At 67.1% G+C, this 23,671-nt stretch carries 23 protein-coding genes and 2 pseudogenes; 8 read left to right on the top strand and 17 right to left on the bottom strand.

Features of this window, described 5'->3' with window-relative positions; translation table 11 throughout:
* Window positions 1-185 precede the first annotated feature (185 nt).
* Entirely contained in the window at window positions 186-458 is a 273-nt protein-coding gene (locus tag WMK75_RS13820; protein ID WP_347268237.1) for a hypothetical protein, read from the top strand.
* 4 nt (window positions 459-462) lie between these two features.
* Here WMK75_RS13820 and WMK75_RS13815 read toward each other — a convergent pair whose 3' ends face one another.
* Both WMK75_RS13815 and WMK75_RS13810 read right to left on the bottom strand, forming a co-directional pair.
* On the bottom strand, window positions 463-891 hold the full coding sequence (locus tag WMK75_RS13815; protein WP_347268238.1) for a VOC family protein: 429 nt from the start codon (window positions 889-891) through the stop codon (window positions 463-465).
* Window positions 851-1,360 (bottom strand): hypothetical protein, encoded by a 510-nt coding sequence (locus WMK75_RS13810; RefSeq protein ID WP_347268236.1) that lies wholly within the window; start codon window positions 1,358-1,360, stop codon window positions 851-853. Before WMK75_RS13810 ends, WMK75_RS13815 begins: the two co-directional genes overlap by 41 nt.
* Before the next feature lie 558 nt (window positions 1,361-1,918).
* On the opposite strand from WMK75_RS13810, the pseudogene WMK75_RS13805 reads away from it, so the two are divergent.
* Window positions 1,919-1,984 (top strand): annotated as a pseudogene (locus tag WMK75_RS13805) (hypothetical protein); the annotation flags it as partial.
* 56 nt (window positions 1,985-2,040) lie between these two features.
* Entirely contained in the window at window positions 2,041-2,271 is a 231-nt protein-coding gene (locus tag WMK75_RS13800; protein WP_347268235.1) for a GMC oxidoreductase, read from the top strand.
* A gap of 14 nt (window positions 2,272-2,285) precedes the next feature.
* Here the strand turns inward: WMK75_RS13800 and WMK75_RS13795 are convergent, their stop codons facing one another.
* Window positions 2,286-2,906: a glycoside hydrolase family 3 N-terminal domain-containing protein gene (locus WMK75_RS13795; protein WP_347268234.1), complete on the bottom strand. Its 621-nt coding sequence runs from the start codon at window positions 2,904-2,906 to the stop codon at window positions 2,286-2,288.
* Between WMK75_RS13795 and WMK75_RS13790 the strand changes: the two genes are divergently transcribed.
* Complete coding sequence (locus WMK75_RS13790) at window positions 2,905-3,420, top strand: hypothetical protein (protein ID WP_347268233.1); 516 nt, start codon at window positions 2,905-2,907, stop codon at window positions 3,418-3,420. The genes WMK75_RS13795 and WMK75_RS13790 overlap by 2 nt on opposite strands.
* A gap of 296 nt (window positions 3,421-3,716) precedes the next feature.
* Here the strand turns inward: WMK75_RS13790 and WMK75_RS13785 are convergent.
* Window positions 3,717-4,122: pseudogene (locus WMK75_RS13785) on the bottom strand (integrase core domain-containing protein); the annotation flags it as partial.
* A 231-nt stretch (window positions 4,123-4,353) separates the two neighbouring features.
* Here WMK75_RS13785 and WMK75_RS13780 point away from each other — a divergent pair.
* Complete coding sequence (locus WMK75_RS13780; RefSeq protein WP_347268232.1) at window positions 4,354-5,892, top strand: AMP-binding protein; 1,539 nt, start codon at window positions 4,354-4,356, stop codon at window positions 5,890-5,892.
* A gap of 389 nt (window positions 5,893-6,281) precedes the next feature.
* Here the strand turns inward: WMK75_RS13780 and WMK75_RS13775 are convergent, their stop codons facing one another.
* From WMK75_RS13775 to WMK75_RS13745, 7 genes are all read right to left on the bottom strand, one after another.
* Window positions 6,282-7,553, bottom strand: coding sequence for an amidohydrolase family protein (locus WMK75_RS13775; RefSeq protein WP_347268231.1), 1,272 nt, complete (start codon window positions 7,551-7,553; stop codon window positions 6,282-6,284).
* 69 nt (window positions 7,554-7,622) lie between these two features.
* Complete coding sequence (locus WMK75_RS13770) at window positions 7,623-8,984, bottom strand: nucleobase:cation symporter-2 family protein (RefSeq protein WP_347268230.1); 1,362 nt, start codon at window positions 8,982-8,984, stop codon at window positions 7,623-7,625.
* Window positions 8,985-9,090: 106 nt separating this feature from the next.
* Window positions 9,091-10,122 carry a GTP-binding protein gene (locus WMK75_RS13765; protein ID WP_347268229.1) on the bottom strand — a complete coding sequence of 344 codons (1,032 nt, stop codon included), beginning with the start codon at window positions 10,120-10,122 and terminating at the stop codon, window positions 9,091-9,093.
* Between the two features lie 24 nt (window positions 10,123-10,146).
* A complete protein-coding gene (locus tag WMK75_RS13760; protein ID WP_347268228.1) occupies window positions 10,147-10,743 on the bottom strand; it encodes a UbiX family flavin prenyltransferase in 597 nt (198 codons plus the stop codon).
* Window positions 10,740-12,110 carry a UbiD family decarboxylase gene (locus tag WMK75_RS13755; protein ID WP_347268227.1) on the bottom strand — a complete coding sequence of 457 codons (1,371 nt, stop codon included), beginning with the start codon at window positions 12,108-12,110 and terminating at the stop codon, window positions 10,740-10,742. Before WMK75_RS13755 ends, WMK75_RS13760 begins: the two co-directional genes overlap by 4 nt.
* 62 nt (window positions 12,111-12,172) lie before the next feature.
* Entirely contained in the window at window positions 12,173-13,078 is a 906-nt protein-coding gene (locus tag WMK75_RS13750) for an amidohydrolase family protein (protein WP_347268226.1), read from the bottom strand.
* A gap of 17 nt (window positions 13,079-13,095) precedes the next feature.
* Window positions 13,096-14,037 carry an amidohydrolase family protein gene (locus tag WMK75_RS13745; protein ID WP_347268225.1) on the bottom strand — a complete coding sequence of 314 codons (942 nt, stop codon included), beginning with the start codon at window positions 14,035-14,037 and terminating at the stop codon, window positions 13,096-13,098.
* A gap of 204 nt (window positions 14,038-14,241) precedes the next feature.
* Between WMK75_RS13745 and WMK75_RS13740 the strand changes: the two genes are divergently transcribed.
* On the top strand, window positions 14,242-15,174 hold the full coding sequence (locus WMK75_RS13740; protein ID WP_347268224.1) for a LysR substrate-binding domain-containing protein: 933 nt from the start codon (window positions 14,242-14,244) through the stop codon (window positions 15,172-15,174).
* Here the strand turns inward: WMK75_RS13740 and WMK75_RS13735 are convergent.
* The 6 genes from WMK75_RS13735 to WMK75_RS13710 all read right to left on the bottom strand — a co-directional run bounded on the left by WMK75_RS13735 (window position 15,160) and on the right by WMK75_RS13710 (window position 21,966).
* Entirely contained in the window at window positions 15,160-16,071 is a 912-nt protein-coding gene (locus WMK75_RS13735) for a LysR substrate-binding domain-containing protein (RefSeq protein ID WP_347268223.1), read from the bottom strand. The two genes, WMK75_RS13740 and WMK75_RS13735, sit on opposite strands and share 15 nt — an antisense overlap.
* A gap of 50 nt (window positions 16,072-16,121) precedes the next feature.
* Entirely contained in the window at window positions 16,122-17,687 is a 1,566-nt protein-coding gene (locus WMK75_RS13730; protein ID WP_347268222.1) for an ABC transporter ATP-binding protein, read from the bottom strand.
* A gap of 4 nt (window positions 17,688-17,691) precedes the next feature.
* Window positions 17,692-18,624 carry an ABC transporter permease gene (locus WMK75_RS13725; protein WP_347268221.1) on the bottom strand — a complete coding sequence of 311 codons (933 nt, stop codon included), beginning with the start codon at window positions 18,622-18,624 and terminating at the stop codon, window positions 17,692-17,694.
* A 10-nt stretch (window positions 18,625-18,634) separates the two neighbouring features.
* Window positions 18,635-19,723, bottom strand: coding sequence for an ABC transporter permease (locus WMK75_RS13720; protein ID WP_347268220.1), 1,089 nt, complete (start codon window positions 19,721-19,723; stop codon window positions 18,635-18,637).
* Window positions 19,724-19,784: 61 nt separating this feature from the next.
* On the bottom strand, window positions 19,785-20,774 hold the full coding sequence (locus tag WMK75_RS13715) for a BMP family protein (protein ID WP_347268219.1): 990 nt from the start codon (window positions 20,772-20,774) through the stop codon (window positions 19,785-19,787).
* 397 nt (window positions 20,775-21,171) lie between these two features.
* Entirely contained in the window at window positions 21,172-21,966 is a 795-nt protein-coding gene (locus WMK75_RS13710; RefSeq protein ID WP_347268218.1) for an IclR family transcriptional regulator, read from the bottom strand.
* 116 nt (window positions 21,967-22,082) lie between these two features.
* Between WMK75_RS13710 and WMK75_RS13705 the strand changes: the two genes are divergently transcribed.
* Both WMK75_RS13705 and WMK75_RS13700 read left to right on the top strand, forming a co-directional pair.
* Window positions 22,083-22,985, top strand: coding sequence for a 2-dehydro-3-deoxygalactonokinase (locus WMK75_RS13705; RefSeq protein ID WP_347268217.1), 903 nt, complete (start codon window positions 22,083-22,085; stop codon window positions 22,983-22,985).
* A complete protein-coding gene (locus WMK75_RS13700) occupies window positions 22,982-23,599 on the top strand; it encodes a 2-dehydro-3-deoxy-6-phosphogalactonate aldolase (RefSeq protein WP_347268216.1) in 618 nt (205 codons plus the stop codon). The genes WMK75_RS13705 and WMK75_RS13700 overlap by 4 nt, the downstream gene beginning before the upstream one ends.
* The last annotated feature ends 72 nt before the right edge of the window (window positions 23,600-23,671 follow it).

Here is a 23,671-nt window from a genome sequence, read left to right as displayed (position 1 = left end):
CCTCGCTCGCAGCATCATGCCGCCATTGCGCGGAAAATCCACTTATCCCGGCTGTTCAGATTTTCGCAGCCACCTCTATACACGCGAAAGACATGGCTGCAAAACCGAACCTGACCGGGCATGGCGCTGTCGCCGGGCCGGCTGCGTTGCTATGCTTGCACGGTGCCCCGAACAAGGATCGCCCCATGCGCATTACGCCGCCGCTTCTGGCCATGGCCCTGCTGGCCGCCTGCGCCGAGCCCCCCGCCGCTGACATCGGCGCGCAGCAGGAGGCCGCCTGCATCGCCGCCATCGCCGCCCATGTCCGCCGCCCCGCGTCCGAGATCTCGGCCCGGCGGATCTCGGACGCGGCGGGGATCGCACTGATCGAGACCCGAGACGGCGACCGGCTGCACCTGTGCCGGGTCGATGCCGCCGGGCGGGTGTTGGGCTATGACCACCCCGGCCAGCCGGGCTGAGCCGTCACCAGTGGCCGGTGTTTTCCATGCTGGCCCAGGGTTCCTGAACCGGCAGGTGCGCGCCCTCCTGCAGCAGTTCGACCGAGATGTTGTCGGGGCTGCGGACAAAGGCCATGTGCCCGTCGCGCGGCGGGCGGTTGATGGTCACGCCGGCATCCGCCAGCTTCTGGCACAGCTCATAGATATTGCCGACCCGATAGGCGAGATGGCCGAAATGGCGGCTGTCCGCCGGCAGGCCCGGATCGCCATCCCAGTTCCAGGTCAGTTCGACCGGGGTCTCGGGCTGGCCGGGCGGGGCCATGAACACCAGGGTGAAACGGCCCTTCTCGTTCTCGATCCGGCGGATTTCCTCAAGCCCGAGCAGGCGAAAGAACTTCATGCTGCGCTCAAGGTCAAGCACGCGCACCATGGTGTGCAGATAGCGGATTTGCATCGTCATTCCCCCCTGTAAGCCGCGGCGCGGCCCCAAAAGTGCTAATCACCCGCCGCGGTTTCGGCAAGCCGCCCAGCACCGGCAGGCGCATCAGCCGCGCATTCATCCGCTCGGCCACGGCAAAGCTGTCGTCCTGGTGCTGGCGCCGGCAGAAAAGCTCGCCGCTCCACAAGCCGCCGCAGCCCGTGGCCTTTACCGCATCGACCCATTCCTGCTTGTCCAGCACGCCCGCGCCGGCGGCCACGTCGCGCAGCGGCCGCTCGTTCGGGTGGCCGCCGGCATGGCGGCGCGAATCGCAGCCATGCACGCCATGGATCAGCGCCGGGTCGATGCGGTCCGGCCCGTCACCCGAGACATGGCAATACCGGAAATCCTCCACCATGCGCAGATTGGCCCACCCCGCCCGGTCGAGCAGTTCAAGCTGGTCAAAGACGCGGCTCTGCGGGCACCGGTCAGCGCCTCGAGGCAAAGCAGCAGCCCCTCGCCGGCCGCCATGTCGGAAAGCCGCGCCAGGCGGCACAGGTCCTCGGCATCGCGCACCAGACCGGGCTCATCGGCGCCGTGGTGTTCGATGTCCATGAGAAAAGGTCACGTCCGTCAAGGTGGTGTGGAATCTGAGGTGGCCGATCGGGATCATCGGTCACCCTCGATGGCCACCCCCGGTCTACACCGCCAACGCGGCACGAAATTCCACCACACTCTCGGACGCTAACTGAGAAAACCGATGCCGGGGATGGCGAACGGGCGCAGCCGCGCCCGCCCGCGGTTTACTGGGCAGCGTCGATGCAGGAGGGCGCGAAGGAGATTGCCGATTGTGTGATCGTGGGGGGTGGCTCGACCGGCTGCGTCATCGCCGCGCGCCTGTCCAAGGACGCGGCCTGCACCGTAGCCCTGCGCGAGGAGGGGCCGCGACCTGAGCCCCTGCATCCATATCCCCGGCGCCTGTTACAGGACCGTGCAGGGCCCGCTGCTGAAACACCTGCCCTGAGAACCCACCGAGGCCCAGATACGCGCCGAGCCGCCCTTGATGGTGCAGGCCAGCGTGCTGGGGGGCGGGTTCTCGGTCAATGCAGTGATCTATATCCGCGGCAACCCCGACGATTATGCCACCTGGGAGCGGATGGGCGCCACCGGCTGGGCTGCGGCGATGTGCTGCCGCATTTCCGCCAGGCCGAGGCCCATGCCGCGCTGCATCCGGCGGGCAGCAGCCGCGCCGGCACGGACGATCTGGCGGTGGTCGATCCGCAGCTGCGCGTGCACGGGGTCGAGGGGCTGCGCGTCGCCGATGCCTCGATCATGCCGACGCTGGTATCCGGCAATCCGAATGCGGTCTGCATCATGATCGGCGAAAGGCTGTCGGCGATGATGCGTGCCGGCTGAGCCGGCGTTCTGTGTCACCCCGTGCTGTCGGCCAGGGCGCGGACGCGGGCGGCGGCTTTGGCAAGGCGCGACTCGGGCAGGCTGCCACCGGCCACAGCGGCCAGGATGCGGGCGCTGACCTGCGCCAGATCGTTGGCCGCCGACAGAAGCAGCAGGTCCGAGCCGGCCCGTAGCACCGCGACCGCCGCCCCGGGCACATCGCGCTGCGCACGCAGCGTGCCGGCGGCATCGAGGTCGTCGCTGACCACCAGGCCGGCAAACCCCAGATCATCGCGCAGCCGGGCGATGGTCGGCGCCGACAGCGACGAGGGCATCCCGACATCGAGACCCGGGACCAGCGCCGGGCCGGTCATCACCGCGCGCGCGCCGGCCTTGATCGCGGCGCGAAACGGGATCATGCCCGGCAGCAGTTCCACCGCGCCGCCGCTGACCGTGGCGACGCAGATCGCCGGATCGCCGTCCATGTCGTGATGGCCGGGGAAATGCTTGGCGGTGGCGACGACCCCCGCCGCCTCGACGCCGCGCACAAAGGCCGCGCCGATGCGCGCCACCTCGGCCGCGTCCGCGCCAAGGCCGCGCCCCTGCAGCCAGGGATTGTGCCCGGTCACAAGATCCAGCACGGGCGCGAGAAACATGGTCACGCCCATCGCCCGCGCGGCCTCGGCCTTGCGGCGGGCGGCGGGCGGCGGCCTCGATGTCGGCGGCGGGCATGCGATGCAGCTGCGGATTGTCGGGCAGCTTCGGCACCAGCCCGTGCAGGCGGCGGATGCCCGAGGGCTCCTGGTCCAGCGCGAACAGCGCCGGGCCGGCGCGGCGGGTGATCGCGGCGCCCAGATCGCGGATCATGCCGGCGGTCTCATTGCTGCAGCGCGCGACCGACATGCGGCGCGCGACATATTCGGCGCGGGTCTCGCCGATCAGGAAGCTGCGCCCGCCGCGGTCCAGAAAGCGGGCCAGCTTGTCGCTGAGCGTCAGGTCGTCGATGGCGGGAAACAGCACGGCATGGGCATCGGCCTCAAGGGTCATCTGTCGGTTCTTTCGGGGTTGCGGACGGATCGGATGGGACAAGACAGCCCGCGGCGCAGCGCGTGGCGAAAAGGCGCGCCGGGTTCCCGACCAGCTCCAGGCTGCTCAGCAGGGCGTGGGTGATCAGCGGTTCGAAGGCGTTACACTGCAATTCGCCCGCCGCACGGGCCGCCGGCCATGCCGCCGCCCTGCAACACATCGACGATGAAATGCGCGGCATGCTGGCCCGCGATGATCTCGGCGCAAGCCGCCGCGCTCACCCGGGCCCAGGCCTCGGGCAGCTGCCCAAGCCGCAGATTGGCCAGCGCCACCGCCTTCCTGGTCAGCGCCATGGCGCGGATCAGCCGCGCCAGCGCCCCGATCCTCAGGCCCGAGACCGGAAAGTTCTCCGCCGCGCGCAGCGTGTCGATGCCGTAAAGCGCGGCCATTCTCGGTTTCCAGACAGATGCGATGGCGCCGATACCCATGTTCGGTTGGTCGCTGCTGCAAGTCCAGAGCCATTGCGAGGCGAGGTCCCGGGCATCCTCGATGGTTGCGACGGAATACCGGTCGAGCCACACATGCCTGGCCATGCGGTTGCAACGCTGCATGCAGGCCTGTCTTGCTGCGCCGGGCCTGGATGGATGTGCTGGATGGTGATCTTCCTCTTCTCGGCCCTCATGATGCCAGGCTTGGCCCGCGTCATTCGATGATCCTGTCCGGGCTGCGAATGACCCGTTCCGCCGGCAAGGAAAAATCAATCTCGATATCCAACCCTTCCCGGTTGAGGTCAGCCGGAAGGTTCAGCAGCCGAAACCCGCGGCCATCGCCGAGACGATCTGCCATGAGCCGAAGGTCCGCGCAGCGAATTTCTTGGACCTGGCCAGCCTCGACGCATCCGGCGCCCCCAAAGCCTCAGCCATCTCATCCTTGCCGGCATCGCCGTGCTGAAGGCCGCGCTGGCAGGCCATGACGGCGTGGCGCCGCCGGCCCGAACATTTCGTGCCTTGCGCGCTTCCCCCTTTCCAAACCGCCGGCTTTCGCACATTGAACGAATAAGGCTGACCGGAGGGGATCATGTCGGAGGAACAGGATTATGCGGCGCTGGACCGCTTTGCCTCGCTGCCCGCGGCGGTGCTGGCCGTGCGCAGTCAGTTTGGCCCCGATACCGTGGCCTTCGAGGATATCGAGGGCAACACGCTGACGCTGGGCCAGTTCACCCTGGCCGGCGCGCTGCTGGAACGCGCCCTGCGCCGGCGCTTTGACAAGGGCGAGCGCGTGGGGGTGCTGCTGCCCTCGGCGCCAGGCTCGATCGCGGTGCTGCTGGGCTTCTGGCGCTCGGAGCGGGTGCCAGCGTTGATCAACCCCACGGTGGGGGCGGGGCCGATGCTGTCGGCGCTGCGCACCGCCGGCTGTCGCACCGTCGTCTCCAGCCGCGCCTTTGTCGAGAAGGGCAAGCTGGAACCGGTGATCGCGGCCATCGAGGGCGCCGGCCTGACCATGCTGTGGACCGAGGATCTGCGCGCGGGCTTTGGCCTGATCGACAAGGCGCTGGCCCTCGTGCAGTCCCGTCTCGCCCCCCGCGGCGTCGGGCGGGACACCGAGGCGGCGGTGCTGTTCACCTCGGGAACCGAGGGCGCGCCCAAAGGCGTGGTGCTGACGCATGGCAATCTGCTGGCCAATGTCGCGCAATTGCAGGCGCGGGCCAATGTCGGGCCGCATGACCGCGCGGTGTCGCCGCTGCCGCTGTTTCACAGCTTCGGGCTGACGGCGGGGATCGTGTTTCCGCTGCTATGCGGCATCCGCACCGGGCTGCATCCCTCGCCGCTGCATTACCGCATCATTCCCGAACTGGCCGGCCGCATGCAGGCAACGCTGCTGTTTGGCACCGACACCTTCCTGACCGCCTGGGCGCGCCGCGCCGGGGTCGAGCATTTCGGCACCCTGCGCGCCGTCATCGCCGGGGCCGAGCCGGTCAAGCCCGCCACCCGCGCCACCTGGGCCGGCTTCGGCGCCACGATCTATGAGGGTTACGGCGCGACCGAGACCGGGCCGGTCATGGCGCTGAACGTGCCCGAGGACCACCGCCCCGGCACCGTCGGCCGCCTGCTGCCGGGGATCGAGCACCGGCTGCAGGTCGTGCCGGGGGTCGAGGGGCACCGGCTGTCGGTGCGCGGGGGCAATGTCATGGCGGGCTATCTGCTGGCCGAGGCGCCGGGCCGGCTGGTTCCGCCCCCCGATGGCTGGTATGACACCGGCGACGTGGTGCGCTTTGCCGAAAGCGGCCATATGATCATCGTCGGCCGCGCCAAGCGCTTCGCCAAGGTCGGCGGCGAGATGGTCTCGCTGGCCGCCATCGAGGCGCTGGCGGCCGAGGTCTGGCCCGGCGAGACCTTGGGCGCGGTCGCGCTGCCCGATCCGCGCAAGGGCGAAAGGGTGGTGCTGGCCATCGCCAACCCGGCGGCGACGCTGGAGGCGCTGCGCCTGCACGCCCGCGACAAGGGCGTGGCCGAGATCCAGCTGCCCTCCGAGCTGCGGGTGCTGGCCGAGATCCCGGTCATGGCCTCGGGCAAGACCGACCTGCCCGCCTTGCAGCGCCAGCTGTCCGGGGAATGACCAGGCTGATCCGGCCGCCCGGTCCCATTTTCGCCTGGCTGGCTCTTTTGCTGCCGCACCCCGCATGAGGGCACCGGCGCCTGTCAGCCGGTCCCGCTGTCCTGCCCTTCGGCATGCCCGGTCAGGTATCGGGCATGCGTTCTCGACAGGGCACGCATCAATGAGCGGCAAGAAGGCCCTCCCGCTTGCGCAGCGGAAGAAACCTTCCGGGGATCGCCGCGGGACAAGCCGGTGCGTTTTGCGCCGCAAAGCCATCTGCCCCGGATGGCGCACAGCAGATTGCGCATGCCCGGACGAGCTTGTGCCTCTGGACCTTGATGACCGCCGGATCTGCCGGGATCCCCAGGGCAGGATCGCCGGTCTCGCGGCCGGGGGTCCTGCGGTCCTCTTCAGGCCGGGCAGAGATCGGCGCCCTGGCGCAGCCCGCGCTCCGAGACCAGCCGCCCCGCCGACAGCACGCGCAGGTCGGCCGCCCCGCCCGCGACCAGCGTCGCCACGTCATGGCTGCGCGCGATCACCAGATCGGCGCGCTTGCCAACGGCAAGACCGTGGTCCTGCAGCCCCATCAGCCCGGCCGGGATCTCGGTGATCATCCGATAGACCAGCGGCAGCTCGTCGCCCTTCAGATGGCCCGCAAGCAGCGTCCAGCGCGCAATCTCCAGCATGTCGCCCGAGCCGGTGGGCACGAAGGGGTCCTCGATATTGTCCGAGGCCGTGGCCAGTTTCGCGCCGCCGCGGATCAGCTCGGCCACCCGCGTCAGCCCGCGCGGCGGCAGGATCCGGGCGTCGCGGCCCTGCAGGTAAAGATTCGCCGCCGGCAGCGTGACCAGACCGATGTCGAGCGCCAGGATCTCGTCCATGATCTCCTGGAAATTGGGGTGGTGCATGGCGCTAAGCACCGAGACATGGCTCAGCACCGTGCGGCCCTGCATGCCGAAGCGGCGCACGCGCTTGAACACGCTTGAGAAATGCGTGCGCCCGGCGTCCAGATGCTCGTCCATGTGCAGGTCGACCGGCAACCCGCGTTCGGCGGCGGTGGCAAAGATGATGTCGAGGTAACGCTCGGGGTCCTCGGCCACGGCGATGGTGCCGCCCAGCACATCGGCCATCTGGGCCGCGCGCCCGATATTGGCCTCAAGCCAGTCGTAATCCTGGCCCGGATGCGGGATCATGAAGCCCACAAGCTGCAACTGCACGCGGTCGGCCCAGTCGGCGCGCAGCTGCGCGAGCGCCTCGATGCCGTTGAAGCCGGCGTCCTTGTCCACGTTTACATGGCTGCGGATGGCGGTGGTGCCATGCCCAAGGCAGAGCGCAAGGGTCTTGCTGGCGCGGTTCAGCACATCCTCGGGCGGGGCGGTGCGGGCGTATCGGGCAAAGGCCTCGCGCGCGCCCTGCAGCGTGCCCGAGGGATTGGGGGTAAAGCGCAGCACCCCGGTCTTGTCGAGATGCTGGTGCATGTCGACAAAGCCCGCAGAGACGAGGCATCCCTTGGCCTCGATCACCTCGGCGCCCTCGGGGGCGGTCAGTTTCGTGCCGATCGCGGTGATGCGGCCATCGGCGGCGATCACGATGTCGGCGGCTTCGCTGCGCTCGCCCTTGACGACATGGCCGCCCCGGATCAGCCGGGGACGCGGGCTGGAGGCGCGATGCATCTGGTTCATGGTCTGCTCTCGTTCTGACGGTTGCTTGGGGTCGGCCCCGGGACCCGCGGGGCCCCGGGACGGGTTCGCTCACTCGGCGGGGACGATGCCCGGCTTGCCGGCGCCGGGCAGATGCGGGTCATGGTCCGCAACCTCGCCGACGCCGTTCAGCAGCAGGTTCAGCAGCACCGAGACCACGCAGGCGACGACGACGCTGCTGTGCAGGATCGACTGCGACCAGGCGGGCAGTTGCGCAAACAGTTCCGGCACCAAGACCGGGATCAGCGCGATGCCCAGGGTCAACGCCACGATCAGCATGTTGTATTGGTTGCCGGCGTAATCGACCTTCGACAGCGCCTGGATGCCGGCCGCCGCCACGATGCCGAACATGGCAATGGCCGCACCCCCCAAGGCTGGCGCCGGCACTGCCGCCAGAAGCGCACCGAACTTGGGCAGAAAGGCCATGACGCAGAGCATGACCCCACACAGCGCCACCACCCAGCGGCTGCGCACGCCGGACAGGATCACCAGACCCACGTTCTCCATATGGGCGATGACCGGGAAACCGGCGAAGGGACCGGCCAGAATGCTGGCCAGACCATTGGCGCGGATGCCGTCGGCGACCATCTCGGGGGTGGCTTCCTTCTCGACGATGTCGCTGATCGAGATGAACAGGCCCATCGACTCGACTGTCTGCACCAGCATGACGATGGCGATGGTGATGAAGGGCAAGAGCGCGAATGTCGGCAGGCCGAACTGGAAGGGCGTTGGCGCGATCACCCAAGGGGCGGCGCGCACCGCATCCAGACTGCCCATGCCAAGTGCGGCCGCGACCACGCCGCCGACCGCCAGCCCGCCCAGCACCGCAAGGTTGCGCACCAGGGGCGAACCCATGCGGTTCATCGCCAGAATGACGACCAGCACCAAGAGCGCCACGCCCAGGAACATCGGATTGCCGAAATCGTCGGCGCCATGACCGCCGCCGGCCCATTGATAGGCCTCGGGCAGCAGTTGCAGACCGATCGCGGTGACGACGCAGCCGGTGACCACCGGCGGAAAGAACCGCCGCAGCGTGCCGGCCAAAGGCGCGATCAGCATGATGAACACCCCGCCAAGGATCACCGCGCCGCAGATGCCGGCGATGCCGACGCCCGGCATGGTGCCGATGGCGATGATCGCCGAGACACTGCTGAAAGCCACGCCGTTCATGATCGGCAGGCGCACGCCGAAGCGCCAGAAACCCACCGTCTGCAAAAGCGTCGCAATGCCGGAACAGAAAAAGGTCGCGCTGATCAGCACGACCGTCTCGCGTTGGGAAAAACCCAGCGCATTGGCGATGATCAGCGGCACCGCCACCGATCCCACATAGGAGACCGCCAGATGCTGCAGCGCAAGCGCCGTGATCTTGCGGGCCGGCAGGATCTCATCCACCGGATGAACCGTCTTCGTCATTATCCCCCCTCGGGTTTTTGGGGTCCGGCCCAAGGGCCGGACGGCCAGGCGGCGCGCCCTTCCTCCCCAAGGGGGTGCCGCCTGCTACTGTGCGCCTGACATCAGGTCAGGCGGCAAGGCATTCGGCCAGCCGCGACTGCAGCGCAGCCCGGTCCAGATGACGGCCGATGAAGATCATCTTGTTGCTGCGTTCCTCGCTGTCCCAGGGATGGTTCGGGCGGAACTCGATCTGGTCATGCACGCCGTGCAGCACATAGCAATAGTCGTCCCCCTTGATCGAGAAGATGCCCTTCATCCGGAACAGGTCGCTCATGTCCTGCGCCTTCATCTCGGCCACCCATGCCGCGATGGCGGCGGGGTCCATATGGCCGGGCAGCTCGATGCCGACCGAGCCGACCGAGGCGTCATGCTCATGCGCGCCGTCCTTGGACCAGGCGTCGTGATGGTGGTGGTGGTCAACCTCCACATCCACGATATCCGCGGCCATCAGCCGGTTGCGGTCAAAGGCCGCGAGGCCAAGGATGCGCTTCAGGTCGATCTGGGCATAGCTCGAGCGCACCAGATCGGCGGTCTCGTTGAGTTTCTTCACCCGGCTCTCGACCTCGACGATCAGCGCCTCATCGGCCAGATCGACCTTGTTCAGCACGATGCGGTCGGCGCAGACGATCTGATCGACGGCCTGATTGTCCAGCGCATCGACCTTGGCATCGTCGAGATGCTGGAGGATGTGCTTGACGTCGACCAGCGCGATCACGCCATCGAGGTTCGTCTCCTCGCGGATCGGATCATCGAGGAAGAAGGTCTGCGCCACCGGATAGGGATCGGCAAGGCCGCTGGTTTCGATCAGGATATGGTCCAGCCGGTCGGGACGGGCCAGAAGCTGACGGATCACGCGCAGAAGGTCGTCGCGCGCCTCGGCCACGCAGCAGACGCAGCCATTGGTCATCTCGTAGATTTCTTCCGTGCTGCCGATCACCAGATCGCCGTCGATGCCGATCTCGCCGAACTCATTCTCGATCACGGCGATCTTCATGCCGTGGTTTTCCTTGAGGATATAGTTCAAGAGCGTGGTCTTGCCCGAGCCGAGAAAGCCCGTGAGCACGGTGACCGGGATCTTGTCCTTGACGGTCTTTTGCATGGTGTAGTCCTCCCAAGTAGTAACTTATGGCGCCTTGACCCAGCGCCTGACGCAGCCCGCATCGAGGTCAAACATGTCCAGCACCCGCCCCAGCGTGTGATCGACCATGTCCTCAAGACTTTCGGGCTTGGCGTAAAAGGCCGGAACCGGCGGGCTGACGATGGCGCCCATCTGGGTCACGGTCAGCATGTTTTGCAGATGCGTCTGCGTCAGTGGCGCCTCGCGCGCCAGCAAGACCAGACGGCGGCGTTCCTTCAGCGTCACCTCGGCGGCGCGGCTGATCAGCCCCGAGGTCACGCCCGAGGCGATCTCGGCCAGCGTCTTCATCGAACAGGGCGCGATGATCATGCCCATGGTCTTGAACGAGCCGCTGGAAATCGAGGCCGCCACATCGTCGGAACGATAAAGAAAGTCCGAGCGCGCCTCGATGTCCGAGAGCTTGTAGTCGGTTTCATAGGCCATGGTCAGTAGCCCGGCGCGGCTGACGATGACATGGGTCTCGATGTCCAGCTCGCGCAGGATTTCCAGCAGCCGCAGCCCGTAGATAAAGCCCGAGGCCCCCGAGATGCCCACCGCCATCCGGCGGCGGGTCTCGCCACGCGGGATGGCGGGGGCGTTCATGCCCCTGCCCCGGCCAGAATGCCCTGGGCGCGGGTCTTGGCCTCGGCACTCAGCACCGCCTTGACCCCGTGGAAATTGTCGCCCCGCGTCGCGTCCAGCGCCAGCCGCGAGGTGGTGCCGTCGGCGCTCGAGGACGGGTCCAGCGGGCTTCCGGGCAGACCGTCGATGGTGAACATGTCGCGGTGCGGCTGGAAATGCGTGGCCATCGCCCACATCACCTGGCTGTCCTGCGTCACGTCGATGTCCTCATCGACCGCGATCACGGTCTTCAGATAGGGGTCCCAGCCCAGCAGACCCAGCATGACCTGACGCGCCTCGCCCGGGCGGTTCTGCTTCAGCGCCACATAGGCGTGGAAATGCGTGCCCGAGGTCGGGTAATGCAGCTGCGTGACAGACGGAAAGCGCGCTTTCAGCTTTTCATACATCTCGGCCTCGCGCGGCAGGCGGGCAAGGTTCAGATGCTCGGCGGTGGCGCCGCCCACGACATCGACCAGGACCGGCGCGGATTTGCGCATGATCGCGGTGACATGGAACAGCGTGTTGGTCGAGCGGTCGGAACTGTAGCCCGAGAACTCGCCGAACGGCCCCTCGGACACATGCGCCTCGGGGTCGAGATGGCCTTCCAGCACAAACTCGGCCGCCGCCGGGACGCCGATGCCATGCTGCGGCGTGCGCACCAGTTGCAAGGGCTCCTGCATCAGCGCGCCGGCAATGGAACGCTCATCGACACCGTAGGCGACGCGGGCCGATCCGGCCAGCATGAACAGCGGATGCGCGCCGATGACCATGGCGACGGGCAGCGGACGGCCGGCCTCGCGCGCGGTCTGATACATGCGCCACAGATGGCCGCGCGAATGCAGGCTGGTGGCGATGGCGTCCTTGGCGTGGCGCATCGAGCGGTGATAGCTGAGGTTCGCCACCCCGGTCACCGGGTCCTGCGCCACGATGATCGCATTGGTGATATAGGGGCCGCGGTCGGAGTCGAAATGCCGGATCATCGGCAGGTCGTCCAGATCGACGGCCGCGCCCTCGGTGAGGACCTCGCAGACCGGGCCGGTTTCCACATAGATCGGCTCGATGGGCGCATTGGCGCGGCGCTGGTATTCGGCATGCAGCCCGGCGACATCGGTGCCGAAGATGCGCGCGATCCGCTCACGCGAGGCGAAAACGTTGGTATAGATCGGATAATTGCTGCCCGGAACCTGATCGCAGACCAGCATCGGGCTGCGGTTCTTCGCCGCCAGCCCCTCGACCAGCGCGGTCACATCCTGCCCACAGCCCAGCGGGTTCTGGACGTGCAGCACGTCCTCGGGGTGGCGTTTGCGATAGTCGCGGGCAAAGCTCTGGAAGTCCTGGTTTTGGCGCATGTTCTTTCCCGAAGGGGCTTGGGGGGATGGGTGCGGGACGCCTAGGCCCCGCACCCCCGACCTCAGACGTAAGTCGCCTTGAGGCGCTTCTCGGCTTCGGCCACGTCCTTGGGAGGCTTGGTGGGCTCGATGCCGATCAGACGGGCAATATTGTTGCCGAGATAGTCTTCCAGGATGTCCTCGCTGAGGTTCATCCCCTGCGGCTCGGGCGAGCACAGCACTTCCAGTTCGCGCAGCCACATGCCGGGGTTGTTCGGCGGCGAATCGGTGCCGAAGACGATCTTGTGCGGCGGCAGCTGCTTGGCGAATTCGACGATCCGCGACTGGAAGCACCAGCCCGACTCGACGTAGACGTTGGGCGTGTCCATCGCCATCCAGAAGGCCTCGAAGGAATAGTTCCCGCCGGTCTGGATGCCGAAATGGCCGATGATGAAGTTGACCATCGGGAATTCGCGGATGATCGGATAGAACTGCGTCGGGATCGAGTAAGGCCCGTCGCCGGTGTGGATCAGCACGACGATATTGTATTTGGCGCACATGCGCATCGCCGGGCGCAGCCATTCCAGCGCACGGTCCGGACGGTAGCCGTGCATGTTGGAATGCAGCTTCAGCATCTTGAAGCCATATTCCTTGACGTGGAATTCCAGCTCCAGCGCGCCTTCTTCCGGGCCCCAGCGCGGGTTGAAGTTGAAGTTGCCGATGAAACGGTCGGGGTATTTCTGGCACAGGCCCGCGACATAGGCCATGTAGTCGCGGATGCCCTCGCGGCCGCGGCGGTTGCCGTCGCGATAGCCGGTGTTGCCGGGCGGCGGCTGGATGAAGCCCATGTCGATCCGGCGCGGCTTGCCGTTGATCATGTAGGGGCCGTCCATCAGCTTCAGCATGCGCTCGCCGGTGAAGGGCTCGCCGGTGTGGCGCCATGCCTCATCCACCAGGTTGGTGGGATGCAGGTGGGTGTCGATGATCATCTATGTTCTCCGAGGGCTCAGACGAGGGTCGCCAGGTAGTGCTTGTTCTCGATGCCGTGGCGGTCGAGTTCGGCGACGGCGTCCTCGTAGGTGGCCGGATGCGGGGTCGGGTTCAGGCCGATCATGCGCGCGAGGTTGTTGCCGAGGTAATCCTCCAGCACTTCCTCGCTGAGGTTCATGCCCTGCGGCGGCTCATGGCACAGCACCTCGAGCAGGTTCAGCCACATGCCCGGCTCATTGGGCGGCGTGTCGGAGCCGTAAAGGATCTTGTGCGTCGGCAGTTCCTTGGCGAATTCGACGATGCGCGACTGCAGGCACCAGGCGCTTTCGCAATAGACGTTGGGCAGTTCCATCGCCCACTGGAAGGGCTCGAAGCAATAGACGCCGCCGGTCTGCACGCCGAAATGCGCCATGATGAAGTCGATCTGCGGATATTCCTTGATGAAGGGGATCCATTCCGACGGGATCGAATAGGGGCCGTCGCCGGTGTGGACCTTGACCAGCACGCCCAGTTCCGCGCATTTGTCCAGCGCCGGACGCAGCCAGTCCTTGGCGCGGTCGGGGCGGTAGGCATGCATGTTCGCCTGGAACTGCACCATCTTGAAGCCATGTTCCTTGACATAGCGCTCGATGGCCTCGACGCCGTTCTGCACCCCGCAGCGCGGGTTGTAGACAAAGCAGCCGATGAAGCGGTCAGGGTATTTCTGCACCATCTTCAGAGTATAGGCCATGTACTGGTCGATCGACTCGCGGCCCGAAAGCTCGCCGTCGGTCCAGGTGTAGATGGTGTTGCCCTGCGGCGGCTGGATGAAGGCCTTGTCGATCCGGCGCGGCTTGCCGTTGATCATGTAGGGGCCGTTCATCATCTGGATCAGGCGCTCGCCGCTGAACGGCTCGCCGTCGTGCTGCCAAGCCAGATCGACCACATCGGTCGGGTAGCAGCTGGTATCAATGATCATCCTGGTCTCCTTCTGCTCGGCCCTGAGCGGGCCGATGGCCGAGAAAACCCCTGCGTCCCCCTGTGGCATCCGCCTTGCGGCATCTGCGCCGAACGTCCGCTGGACGCTCCTTCCCGACGGCAGCGATTTCCCTCGGACGGACATTGGCACGCGATCGGCAAGACGTATAATATCGCTTTCATGAGGTGGTGAGAGGTTTTCGATATGGACTATGCCGAAACGCGGCAGTTCAACCTGCGGACGCTGCGCTATTTCATCGTACTGGCCGAAGAGCTGCATTTCGGCCGCGCCGCCGCGCGGCTGAACATGTCGCAGCCGCCGCTGAGCCAGCAGATCCGACAGCTCGAAGAGCAGCTGGGCGCCGATCTGTTCCGCCGCAGCCATCACGGCGTGACCCTGACCCCGGCGGGCCTGGCCTTTCGCGAACAGGTGCCGCTGGTCTTCGAACAGCTGGAACGCGCGGTCAGCACCGCGCGGCTGACGGCGCGCGGCCAGATCGGCCGGCTTGAGATCGGGGTGATCAGCTCGTCGCTGGTGGGCGTGGTGCCGGCGGCGCTCGAAGCGTTCCGCATCCGCCATCCCGATGTCGAATGGCAATTGCACGAGCTGACGCCGCAGCGCCAGATCGAAGCGCTGCTGGAACGGCGGCTCGACATCTGCCTGTTCCGCCTGCCCTCGGAACACGAGGGCCTGTGCCGCGAGGTGATCATGCAGGAGGATCTGATGGTGGCGCTGCCCAGCGACCATGCGCTGGCGCGCCGCCCGGCGCTGCGGCTGGCGGACCTGCACGACCAGCCCTTTGTCATGTTCGGGCTCAACCAGTCGCGATTCGCCGATTTCCTTTACCAGTGCTGCGTGCAGGCCGGATTCACGCCGCAGATCCGCCAGCAGGTGGTCGAGGTGCAGTCGCTGCTCAGCCTGGTCGGCGCCAATATGGGCGTGGCGCTGCTGCCGGCCAGCATGCAGCGCATGGCGCAACCGAACGTGGCCTTCCGCCGCATCCTGCCCGCGCCGCCACAGGTGCCGCTTTATGCCATCTACCGCGAGGGCGACCCCCTGCCGACGCTGGCGCATTTCCTGACCATCCTGCGGCGCCTGCGCCCGCAGCCGACCCCCGCCCCGTCAGGCCGGCTCTAGCCACAGCGGATCGCCCACGCCCTGCAGGATCATCGCCCGCAGCTGCTCGGCCGCAGGCGAAAGCGAGCGGTAGCGGTGCTGCAGCAGCGCCACCTCGCGGGTGATCTCGGGCTCGACCAGCGCGACCGAGCACACCCGCACCTCGGGTGCCAGCAGGCGCGAGTTCTCGGGCAACACCGAGACCCCCATCCCGGCCGAGATCATGCTGATCGCGGTCGAGGAAAACCGCACCTCATAGCTGGGACGGAAATGCGGCGCGACGCGGATCATCGTGCGCTCGACGATCTCGCGCAGCGGGTTTTCCGGGGCCAGCACGATCATGCGTTCGTCGGCGAGGTCGGCCCATCGGACGCGGGGCTTGCGGGCCAGGGGATGGTCGGCATGACAGGTCAGCATCAGGCGGTCGCGGCCCACCGGAGTCGAGGTGATCTCGGGGTCCTCATCGACCTGGGTGCCGATGGCGATATCCACCTCGTCGCGCTTCAGCGCCGGGCGGATGCGTTCCTCGGGCATGTCGCGCAGCTGCACGGTGACGCCGGGATGGCGGCGCAGGAATTCAGCCAGCAGCGGCGGTACCGTGGTCGCGGCCAGCACGATGGCGGCGGCGATGGTCACCTTGCCGCTTTTCAGCGTGGCGCTGTCGCGCACGCTGCGCGCGGCCTGGTCCAGATCCTCGATCACCTTGCGGGCGCGCGGCAGGAACTCTTGCCCGATGCCGGAAAGGCTGACCATGCGCGTGTGGCGGTCGAACAGGCGCACGCCCATCTCGGTCTCAAGCTCGCGGATCAGGATGCTGACCGCCGATTGCGTCAGGCCAAGGCTGTTGGCCGCCAGATTGAAGCGGCCAAGATCGGCCACCGCCAGAAAGGCGCGCAGCTGCCGGATGGTGATGTTCATGTTGCCATGTCCCGGCAATCCTGCCCCGTGCAATCGTTCCGCCCCCGTGTTCAGCAGGATGCCCCGGCCAGGGCATGGCTGGCAACCGTCCCGGCATGGTCGGGTTCGGGTTTCTTGCCGGCCATCAGCAGGCCCACTTCCTCGAGGCGGCTGCGATCGGGCGGCACCTCGCCCATGATCTCGCCATGGCACATGACAAGGATGCGGTCGCAGACCGCGAACAGCTCCTCGAGCTCGGTCGAGATCAAGAGGATCGCCCGGCCGGCGTCGCGCTGGCGCAGCATTTCCTGCAGGATGAATTCGATGGCACCGATGTCGATGCCACGCGTCAGCTGGCTGACCAGGATGAAATCCGGGTCGCGCGCCAGTTCGCGCGCCACCACCAGCTTTTGCTGGTTGCCGCCGGACAGATTGCCGATTCTTTCGTTTTCATCCGGGGTCTTGACCCGAAAGCGGCGGATCAGCTCGCGGGTGAATTCGGCGATCTGGCGGCGCTGCAGCAGCCCGCGCCGGGCAAAGGGCGCCCGGTCATGGCAATGCAGGATGGCGTTTTCCGCCAGAGTCAGCGGCAGCAGAATGCCCATCTTGTGCCGGTCCTCGGGGACATGGGCGAATGACAGCGCATTGACCTCGGCCGGACTGAGGCCGGTGATGTCGCGCCCCTTCAGCGAAATGCGCCCGCTGTCGGCGCTCAGCAGCCCGGCGAGCGCCAGCGCCAGTTCCGTCTGGCCATTGCCGGAGACCCCGGCGATGCCGACGATCTCGCCCCGGTGCACGCTGAGGTCGATGTCCTTCAGCGCCGGCAGGCCCAGATCGTTGCGGGCATTGAGCCCCTCGACCCGCAGCACCGCCTCGCCGGGCTGCGCGGGCGCGCGCGGCAGTTCCATCAGCACGTCGCGCCCGACCATCAGCCGCGCCAGTTCGCGCGGGTTCGTGTCCTGCACCCGCGTCGTATGCACGACATGGCAATCGCGCATGACGCTGATCCGGTCCGAGACCCGCATCACCTCGTCAAGCTTGTGCGAAATGAAGATGATGGTCTTGCCGTCCGCAACCAGATCGCGCATCAGGACCAGCAGCCGGTCGGTTTCCTGCGGGGTCAGCACCGCGGTCGGCTCGTCCAGCACCAGCAGGTCGCAGCCGTGGAACAGCACCTTCAGGATCTCGACCCGCTGCTGCTCACCGACCGACAGATCCTCGATCACCGCATCCGGGCGCACGTCCAGGCCGTAGCGGTCGCTGAGCTCGCAGATGCGCGCCTCTAGCGCGCCCATGTCGCGGATCAGCCGCAGGGGCGTGCCCTGCCCAAGGATGTAATTCTCGGCCACGGTCAGGTTCGGCACCAGCATGAAATGCTGATGCACCATGCCGATGCGGTGCTGGATCGCCTCGCGTGGCGAGGTCAGATTGAGCGCCGCGCCCTTGTAGATGATCTCGCCGCTGTTCGGGCGCAGGATGCCGCAGAGCATGCTCATCAGCACGCTTTTACCCGCACCGTTCTCGCCCAGCAGCGAATGGATCTCGCCCTCATCGACCTCCAGGGTGACGCCGCGGCTGACCACCAGATCGCCAAAGGACTTGTGGATGTCCTTCATCAGCAGGATGGGTTGCGTCATCGCCTCACCTCTCGCCATAGGGCACGCCCAGCTTGCGCGGAGCGACGTTCTTGCCACGCACCAGAACCAGCGCCAGGATCGTCATCACATAGGGCAGCACCTGCAGCGCCTGATAGGGAATGTTCAGCATCGGCTGCGCCTGCAACTGCAGCTGCAGCGCGTAAAACACCCCAAACAGCAGCGAGACGAAAAACGCCCCCAGCGGCGACCAGCGCGCGAACACCACCACCGCGAGCGCGATGAAGCCCCGCCCCGAGGTCATGCCCTCGACGAACTGATTGGAATGGCCGAGCGTCAGGAAGGCCCCGCCCAGGCCGGCCAGCGCCGAACCGATCACCACCGCGCCATAGCGATAGGCGGCGACCGAACGCCCGGCGACATCGACCGCCTTCGGGTGATCGCCGACCGCCCGCAGGGTCAGGCCGAAACTGGTCCGATAGAGCAGCACCGCCGCCAGCACCGCCACCGGGATGGTCGAATAAACGATCAGGTTCTGGCGAAACAGCGCCTCGCCCAGATAGGGAATGTCGCTGAGGAAGGGGATATGCACCGGCTGGGCAATATCCACCCCCTTCCCGGTCGAGACGTAATAGGTGCGGAACAGAAAGCCCGTGAGCCCCAGTCCCAGCATGTTGATGGCCGCGCCGACAACGATCTGATCGGCCTTCACGGTGATGGTGAAGAAGCCAAAGATCAGGCCAAAGACGATGCCCGCCATGATCCCCGCCGCCAGCCCCAGATGCAGGCTGCCACTGGCAAAGGTGGCCGCAAAGCCGCAGAAGGCGCCGGCGGCCATGGTGCCCTCGATGCCGATGTTCAGGACGCCTGCGCGCTCCGAGATCACCTCGCCGACCGAGGCGAAGATCAAGGGCGTCGCCAGCCGCCATGCCGCCCCGATCAGGGTGGCGAAAAAGCCCAGCGTGATTGCGTGTTCCATGGCTTCCCCCTTACCGGCCTCGCCGCAGTTTCAGGACGGCGAAGGACACCACCGAGAGGATGACCACGCCCTGGATGACCGAGACCAGCACCTGCGGCACCTGCGAGGTGATCTGCATCAGCTCCGACCCCGAGCGCAGCACCGCGAACAGCACCCCCGACGCCACCGCACCCAAGGGGTTGTTGACCGCCAAGAGCGCCACCGCGATCGCCTCGAACCCGTAGCCGGGCGAAATGTTCTGATAAAGCCGATGCGTCACGCCCGCGATCTCGAATGCCCCGGCCAGACCCGCCATCGCCCCGCTGATGCACATGGCGATCAGCATCTTGCGCCCCGCGCTCATGCCCGCATAGCGCGCGGCATGGGGGTTGATGCCCACGACCCGCAGTGCATAGCCCGAGCTCGAGCGGTACAGATAGACATAGAGCACCACCGCCAGCACCAAGGCCACCGCCAGACCGATATGCAGCCGGGTGCCGGGGATCAGGTCGGGGATATAGGCGTCACGAAACAGCCGCGCCGATTGCGGATAGGCGGCCTTTGCGTCCCTCATCGGCCCGGTGACCAGCCAGCTGGTGCCAATGAGCGCGATATAGTTCAGCATGATCGTGGTCACGATCTCGCTCGCGCCGAAACGAACCTTCAGCCAGCCCGCGATCCCCGACCACAGGAAGCCGCCAAGCGCGCCGGCCAGCATGACCAGCGGCACATAGACCCAGGCGTTCAGACCGGAGAAACTGGTGCCGACCAGCGTCGCCAGCACGGCGCCGGCGTAGAACTGGCCCTCGGCGCCGATGTTCCACATATTGGCGCGGAAGGCCACGCACAGGCCCGCGCCGATCAGGATCAGCGGCACCGCCTTCAGCAGCACCTCGGACACCGAGCGCAGGTCCGAGAACACCCCGAAGACCATCACGCTGATCACGTCCCAGCCGTTGAAGCCGTTGACCGCCAGCAGCAACCCGCCCACGCCCAGGGCAACGGCCACGGCGGCAATGGGCATGAGCGCGGCCAGCGCCGCATCGGCCAGGGCGCGCGTGATGCGGCGCAGGGGGCCGGGACCGCAAAGCCCGCGCCCGTCATGTTCAATCTGCGTCATCTGTCAGGAACCCCTTGCAAGATGTTTCGCCGCGGCGGCCCCCCGCGCCGCGGCCGCCACGTCATTCCGGCATGGTGTTGATCTTGCCCGCAGCAATATCGGCGCTGATCGCGGCGATTTCCTTGCGGATGTCCTCGGGGACGCTGACCGCGGGATTGTCGTCGCGGAAATGGAAGCTGATCACCTTGGGATCCTTCAGGCCGAAGGCGACGTTGTCGGTCGGCGGGTTGCCGTCCTTGACCGCGCGCACCACCTCGACCACGCCCTGCGCGTAATCGGCGACGTAGAGGCCCAGGATGTTTTTCGGCGCCACTTCGGTGAAGTCGGTGTAGATGCTGAAGCTTTTCACCCCGTCACCCGATTCCGCGATGCCCTGATAGGCGCCCACGGTCGCGCCCGAGGCGTTCGGCACCACGAAATCGGCACCCTGCGCGATCATGCTCAGCGCCGATTCCTTGGCCGCGGCGGTATCGGTGAAATTACCGATATAGGCCTCGCTGACCTGGAAATCCGGGTTCACGCTTTTCGCGCCCGCCTTGAAGCCGGCGAAGGACTGCTGGATCGGCGGGATCTCCATGCCGCCGACCAGACCGGCCTTCTTGCCCATCTTGGCGGCGATCACGCCCATCAGATAGAAAGGCTGGCTGGTGTCGGTGTTCAGCCCGATCACATTGTCCTCAAAGATATCGCTCGAGGAAATCAGGAAGGTGGTGTCGGGAAAATCCGGTGCCACTTCCAGCGCCGCGTCCTGCAGTTCGAACCCGTGGCCCAGAATGACCTGATAGCCCTGGCTGGCGTAATCGCGGAAGGCTTTCTCGAACGAGGCCGGGTTCTGCGCCAGCTCGACATAGCTGATCTTGGCGCCCAGCTGCTCCTCGACGCCCTTCAGCGCGTTATAGCCGATGCGGTTCCAGCCCTCTTCGGACACCGAGCCGGGCACCAGGAGGCCCATCTTGAAATCCTCGGCCATGGCGCCCGCGGCACCCATGCCGAAAAGCCCGAGGGCCATGACGCTGGTCAGCGCGGCGCGCCGGAAAACTGGCAGGTTCATTGAGTGGATTCTCCCCGTGATCTGTTGTCGTTGGCCCGGTCGCGCATGGCCGGCAGGCGGCGGCTGCGCCCGGCGTGCCGGGCACATTCGCAAGTTGCATGTCCATGAAATCGCTGCGCGGGCGACCGGGACGATACCGTCACGGTCCCGGGCATGTCTGCGATGGCCGGGCGTCCCTGCCCTTTCGCCATCCCGGACCTGCGGCACCTGCCGCCACGTCCGCATCCATCCCCGGGCCATTCCAGTAGCACCGATGGTATGAAGGACTGCTTTGTTTCCGCAAATTCATTATTCTAATGAATTATTGCTGTATGTAAAATTATCCCGCGGTGACGTCATGCCGCCGGCAGTTCCGATGCACGCGCAGGGCGTGCATGCCCCCAGTGACGGCAAGGGCTTAGGCCGGCCGGGCCTCGGGAAAGCGCCAGGTCTCGGCCAGGCTGGCAATCTCGGCCGCCGCGGCCATGACCGGGCCGGCCAGCGCCAGCAGCTGCCCGCGGCTGGTGGCGGCGGTGGTCGTGGTCACCGAGATCGCCCCCAGCAGCCGCCCCGCGCGCGACAGGATCGGCGCGGCAAGGCAGGCGATGCCCGGCTCATGCTCCTCGTCGTCCAGCGCAAAGCCGCGGGCGCGAATCTGCGCCAGATCGGCGCGCAGCGCATCGGCCGTGACCAGCGTATGCGGCGTATGGCGGTGAAAGGACTGCAGCGCCAGCGCCTCGGCCAGGCGCTTCTCGGGCAGCCAGGCCAGCATCGCCTTGCCGACGCCGGTGCAATAGGCCGGCCCGACCCTGCCCGATTGCGAGAACATCTCGACCGGCTGGCGTGCATTGCGCTTGTCCACGTAAAGCACCGCGCCATTGTCGAGCTGCGCCAGGTGCACGGTCTGCCCCAGCGCATCGGCCAGCCGGTCCAGCACCCCCTGCGCCAGGGGCGCAAGGCTTGACTGCGCCCAGGCGGCATGGGCCAGCCGTACCAGCCGCATGCCCGGGGCGTAGGTCTGGCGTTCCGGGTCATGCGCCAGCAGGTCCTGGCGCGTCAGCACCTGCAGGAAACGATAAAGTGTCGCCTTGGGCAGGCCGGACTGCGGCAGGATCTCGGCAAAGCGCACGGGGCGGCCAAAGCCGGCCACCAGGTCCAGCACCGCCAGCGTCCGCCCGACCGTCCCATCCGCCGCCCGTTCCGTGTCGGCCAAATCCGCCCCCTTCCCGCACCATCCGGTTGACAGGCTAGGCGATTCGCCACATTGTTTCAACAAATGATCTATAGTTTCATTATTTGAAACTTCGTTGCCGGAAGAGGAGAGGGTTCTTGAGCGCAGCCATCGACTGGATCGCCGCCGACTGGGGCACGACGAACCTGCGACTCTGGGCCATGTCGGGGCGGCAGGTGCTGGCGCGGCGGGCGCTGGACCGCGGCATGGCCGGGCTTGCCCCCGACGATTTCCCGCGCGTGCTGGCCGAGGCCAGCGCCGGCTGGCCGGCGGTTCCGGTCATCGCCTGCGGCATGGTCGGTGCGCGCCAGGGCTGGGTCGAAGCGCCCTATGTCGCCACCCCCTGCGCCGCCACGCCCAGCCTGGTCGCTGTGCCCGGGGATCCGGGCGGGCGGCCGGTGCGGCTGGTCTGCGGCGTCAGCCAGGACCGGCCCGCCGATGTCATGCGCGGCGAGGAAACCCAGATTGCCGGCCTGCTGGCGCTTGATCCCGGCTTTGACGGCATCGCCTGCCTGCCGGGCACGCATACGAAATGGGCCCGCATCTCGGCCGGCGAGATCTGCGGCTTCAAGAGCCTGATGACCGGCGAGATCTTTGGCCTGCTTAGCCGGCAATCCGTGCTGCGCCACAGCGTGGACAGCGAAGACAGCGACGACGCGGCCTTTCTCGAGGCGGTTTCCGAGGCGATGACGCGGCCGGCGCATGCCTTCGGCACGCTGTTCCAGCTGCGCGCCGAATCGCTGTTGCAGGGCCTGCCGGCGGTCACGGCGCGGGCGCGGCTGTCCGGCACGCTGATCGGCTGGGAACTGGCCGCGGCCCGCCCCTGGTGGCTGGGCTCTGCCGTGACGCTGATCGGGGCGCCGGCGCTCTCGGCGCTTTATGCGCGCGCGCTTGCCGCCCAGGGCGTCGGACCCGCCACCCTGCCGGTCGAGACGGCGACGCTGGCCGGGCTCACCCGCGCGCATGAACAGTTCCTGAACACACAAGGACGCCAGGCATGACCCTTTCCCGCCCGCTGATCGCCATCCTGCGCGGTCTGACCCCGCCCGAGGCCGCCGGCATCGCGCAAGCGCTGATCGCCGCCGGCATCGAGCGCATCGAGGTGCCGATGAACTCGCCCGAGGCACTGGGCAGCATCGCGATCATGGCCCGCGATTTCGGCGCCCGGGCGCAGATCGGCGCCGGCACGGTGCTGAGCGAGGCGCAGGTGCATGCCGTCGCCGGCGCCGGCGGGCGCATGGTGATCTCGCCCAATTACGACCCCGGGGTGATCCGGGCGACGCGGACCCTTGGCATGGAAAGCTATCCCGGGGTGATGACCCCGACCGAGGCCTTTGCCGCGCTGGCCGCCGGGGCCACGGCGCTGAAGCTGTTCCCGGGCGAGCTGATCGGTCCGGCCGGGCTGCGCGCCATGCGCGCGGTGCTGCCCGCGGGCACCGGCTGCTGGGCGGTGGGCGGGGTCTCGGCCGAGAACATGGGTGACTGGCGCCGCGCGGGTGCGACCGGCTTTGGCATCGGCTCGGCACTGTATCGGCCCGGCGACAGTGCCGACACGGTCGCGGCGCGGGCCCGCGCCATGGTCGCGGCCTGGGACGCCAGCGCGCCGACGACCTAAAGCATTTCTGTTTTAACCTGCGACATATCCTGCGGCCTTGAGATAGTTCCAGCACTCGTCTGGGTCGAAGAG

The sequence above is a fragment of the Paracoccus sp. (in: a-proteobacteria) genome (genome assembly GCF_039808215.1).
In the GTDB taxonomy this organism is placed as follows: Bacteria; Pseudomonadota; Alphaproteobacteria; order Rhodobacterales; family Rhodobacteraceae; genus Paracoccus.
Note: the sequence above shows the minus strand (reverse complement) of the source record. Positions and strands in the feature narration are given on the sequence as shown.

What these genes read in the sequence shown, in the direction of transcription:
- WMK75_RS13750 (WP_347268226.1), bottom strand. Translation starts at nt 13,078, where the DNA reads ATGATCATCGACACCCACCTGCATCCCACCAACCTGGTGGATGAGGCA.
- WMK75_RS13790 (WP_347268233.1), top strand. Translation starts at nt 2,905, where the DNA reads ATGGTCACGCCCATCGCCCGCGCGGCCTCGGCCTTGCGGCGGGCGGCG.
- WMK75_RS13720 (WP_347268220.1), bottom strand. Translation starts at nt 19,723, where the DNA reads ATGACGCAGATTGAACATGACGGGCGCGGGCTTTGCGGTCCCGGCCCC.
- WMK75_RS13795 (WP_347268234.1), bottom strand. Translation starts at nt 2,906, where the DNA reads ATGTTTCTCGCGCCCGTGCTGGATCTTGTGACCGGGCACAATCCCTGG.
- WMK75_RS13740 (WP_347268224.1), top strand. Translation starts at nt 14,242, where the DNA reads ATGGACTATGCCGAAACGCGGCAGTTCAACCTGCGGACGCTGCGCTAT.
- WMK75_RS13770 (WP_347268230.1), bottom strand. Translation starts at nt 8,984, where the DNA reads ATGACGAAGACGGTTCATCCGGTGGATGAGATCCTGCCGGCCCGCAAG.
- WMK75_RS13735 (WP_347268223.1), bottom strand. Translation starts at nt 16,071, where the DNA reads ATGAACATCACCATCCGGCAGCTGCGCGCCTTTCTGGCGGTGGCCGAT.
- WMK75_RS13745 (WP_347268225.1), bottom strand. Translation starts at nt 14,037, where the DNA reads ATGATCATTGATACCAGCTGCTACCCGACCGATGTGGTCGATCTGGCT.
- WMK75_RS13765 (WP_347268229.1), bottom strand. Translation starts at nt 10,122, where the DNA reads ATGCAAAAGACCGTCAAGGACAAGATCCCGGTCACCGTGCTCACGGGC.
- WMK75_RS13760 (WP_347268228.1), bottom strand. Translation starts at nt 10,743, where the DNA reads ATGAACGCCCCCGCCATCCCGCGTGGCGAGACCCGCCGCCGGATGGCG.
- WMK75_RS13820 (WP_347268237.1), top strand. Translation starts at nt 186, where the DNA reads ATGCGCATTACGCCGCCGCTTCTGGCCATGGCCCTGCTGGCCGCCTGC.
- WMK75_RS13775 (WP_347268231.1), bottom strand. Translation starts at nt 7,553, where the DNA reads ATGAACCAGATGCATCGCGCCTCCAGCCCGCGTCCCCGGCTGATCCGG.
- WMK75_RS13755 (WP_347268227.1), bottom strand. Translation starts at nt 12,110, where the DNA reads ATGCGCCAAAACCAGGACTTCCAGAGCTTTGCCCGCGACTATCGCAAA.
- WMK75_RS13715 (WP_347268219.1), bottom strand. Translation starts at nt 20,774, where the DNA reads ATGAACCTGCCAGTTTTCCGGCGCGCCGCGCTGACCAGCGTCATGGCC.
- WMK75_RS13725 (WP_347268221.1), bottom strand. Translation starts at nt 18,624, where the DNA reads ATGGAACACGCAATCACGCTGGGCTTTTTCGCCACCCTGATCGGGGCG.
- WMK75_RS13730 (WP_347268222.1), bottom strand. Translation starts at nt 17,687, where the DNA reads ATGACGCAACCCATCCTGCTGATGAAGGACATCCACAAGTCCTTTGGC.
- WMK75_RS13780 (WP_347268232.1), top strand. Translation starts at nt 4,354, where the DNA reads ATGTCGGAGGAACAGGATTATGCGGCGCTGGACCGCTTTGCCTCGCTG.
- WMK75_RS13815 (WP_347268238.1), bottom strand. Translation starts at nt 891, where the DNA reads ATGCAAATCCGCTATCTGCACACCATGGTGCGCGTGCTTGACCTTGAG.
- WMK75_RS13700 (WP_347268216.1), top strand. Translation starts at nt 22,982, where the DNA reads ATGACCCTTTCCCGCCCGCTGATCGCCATCCTGCGCGGTCTGACCCCG.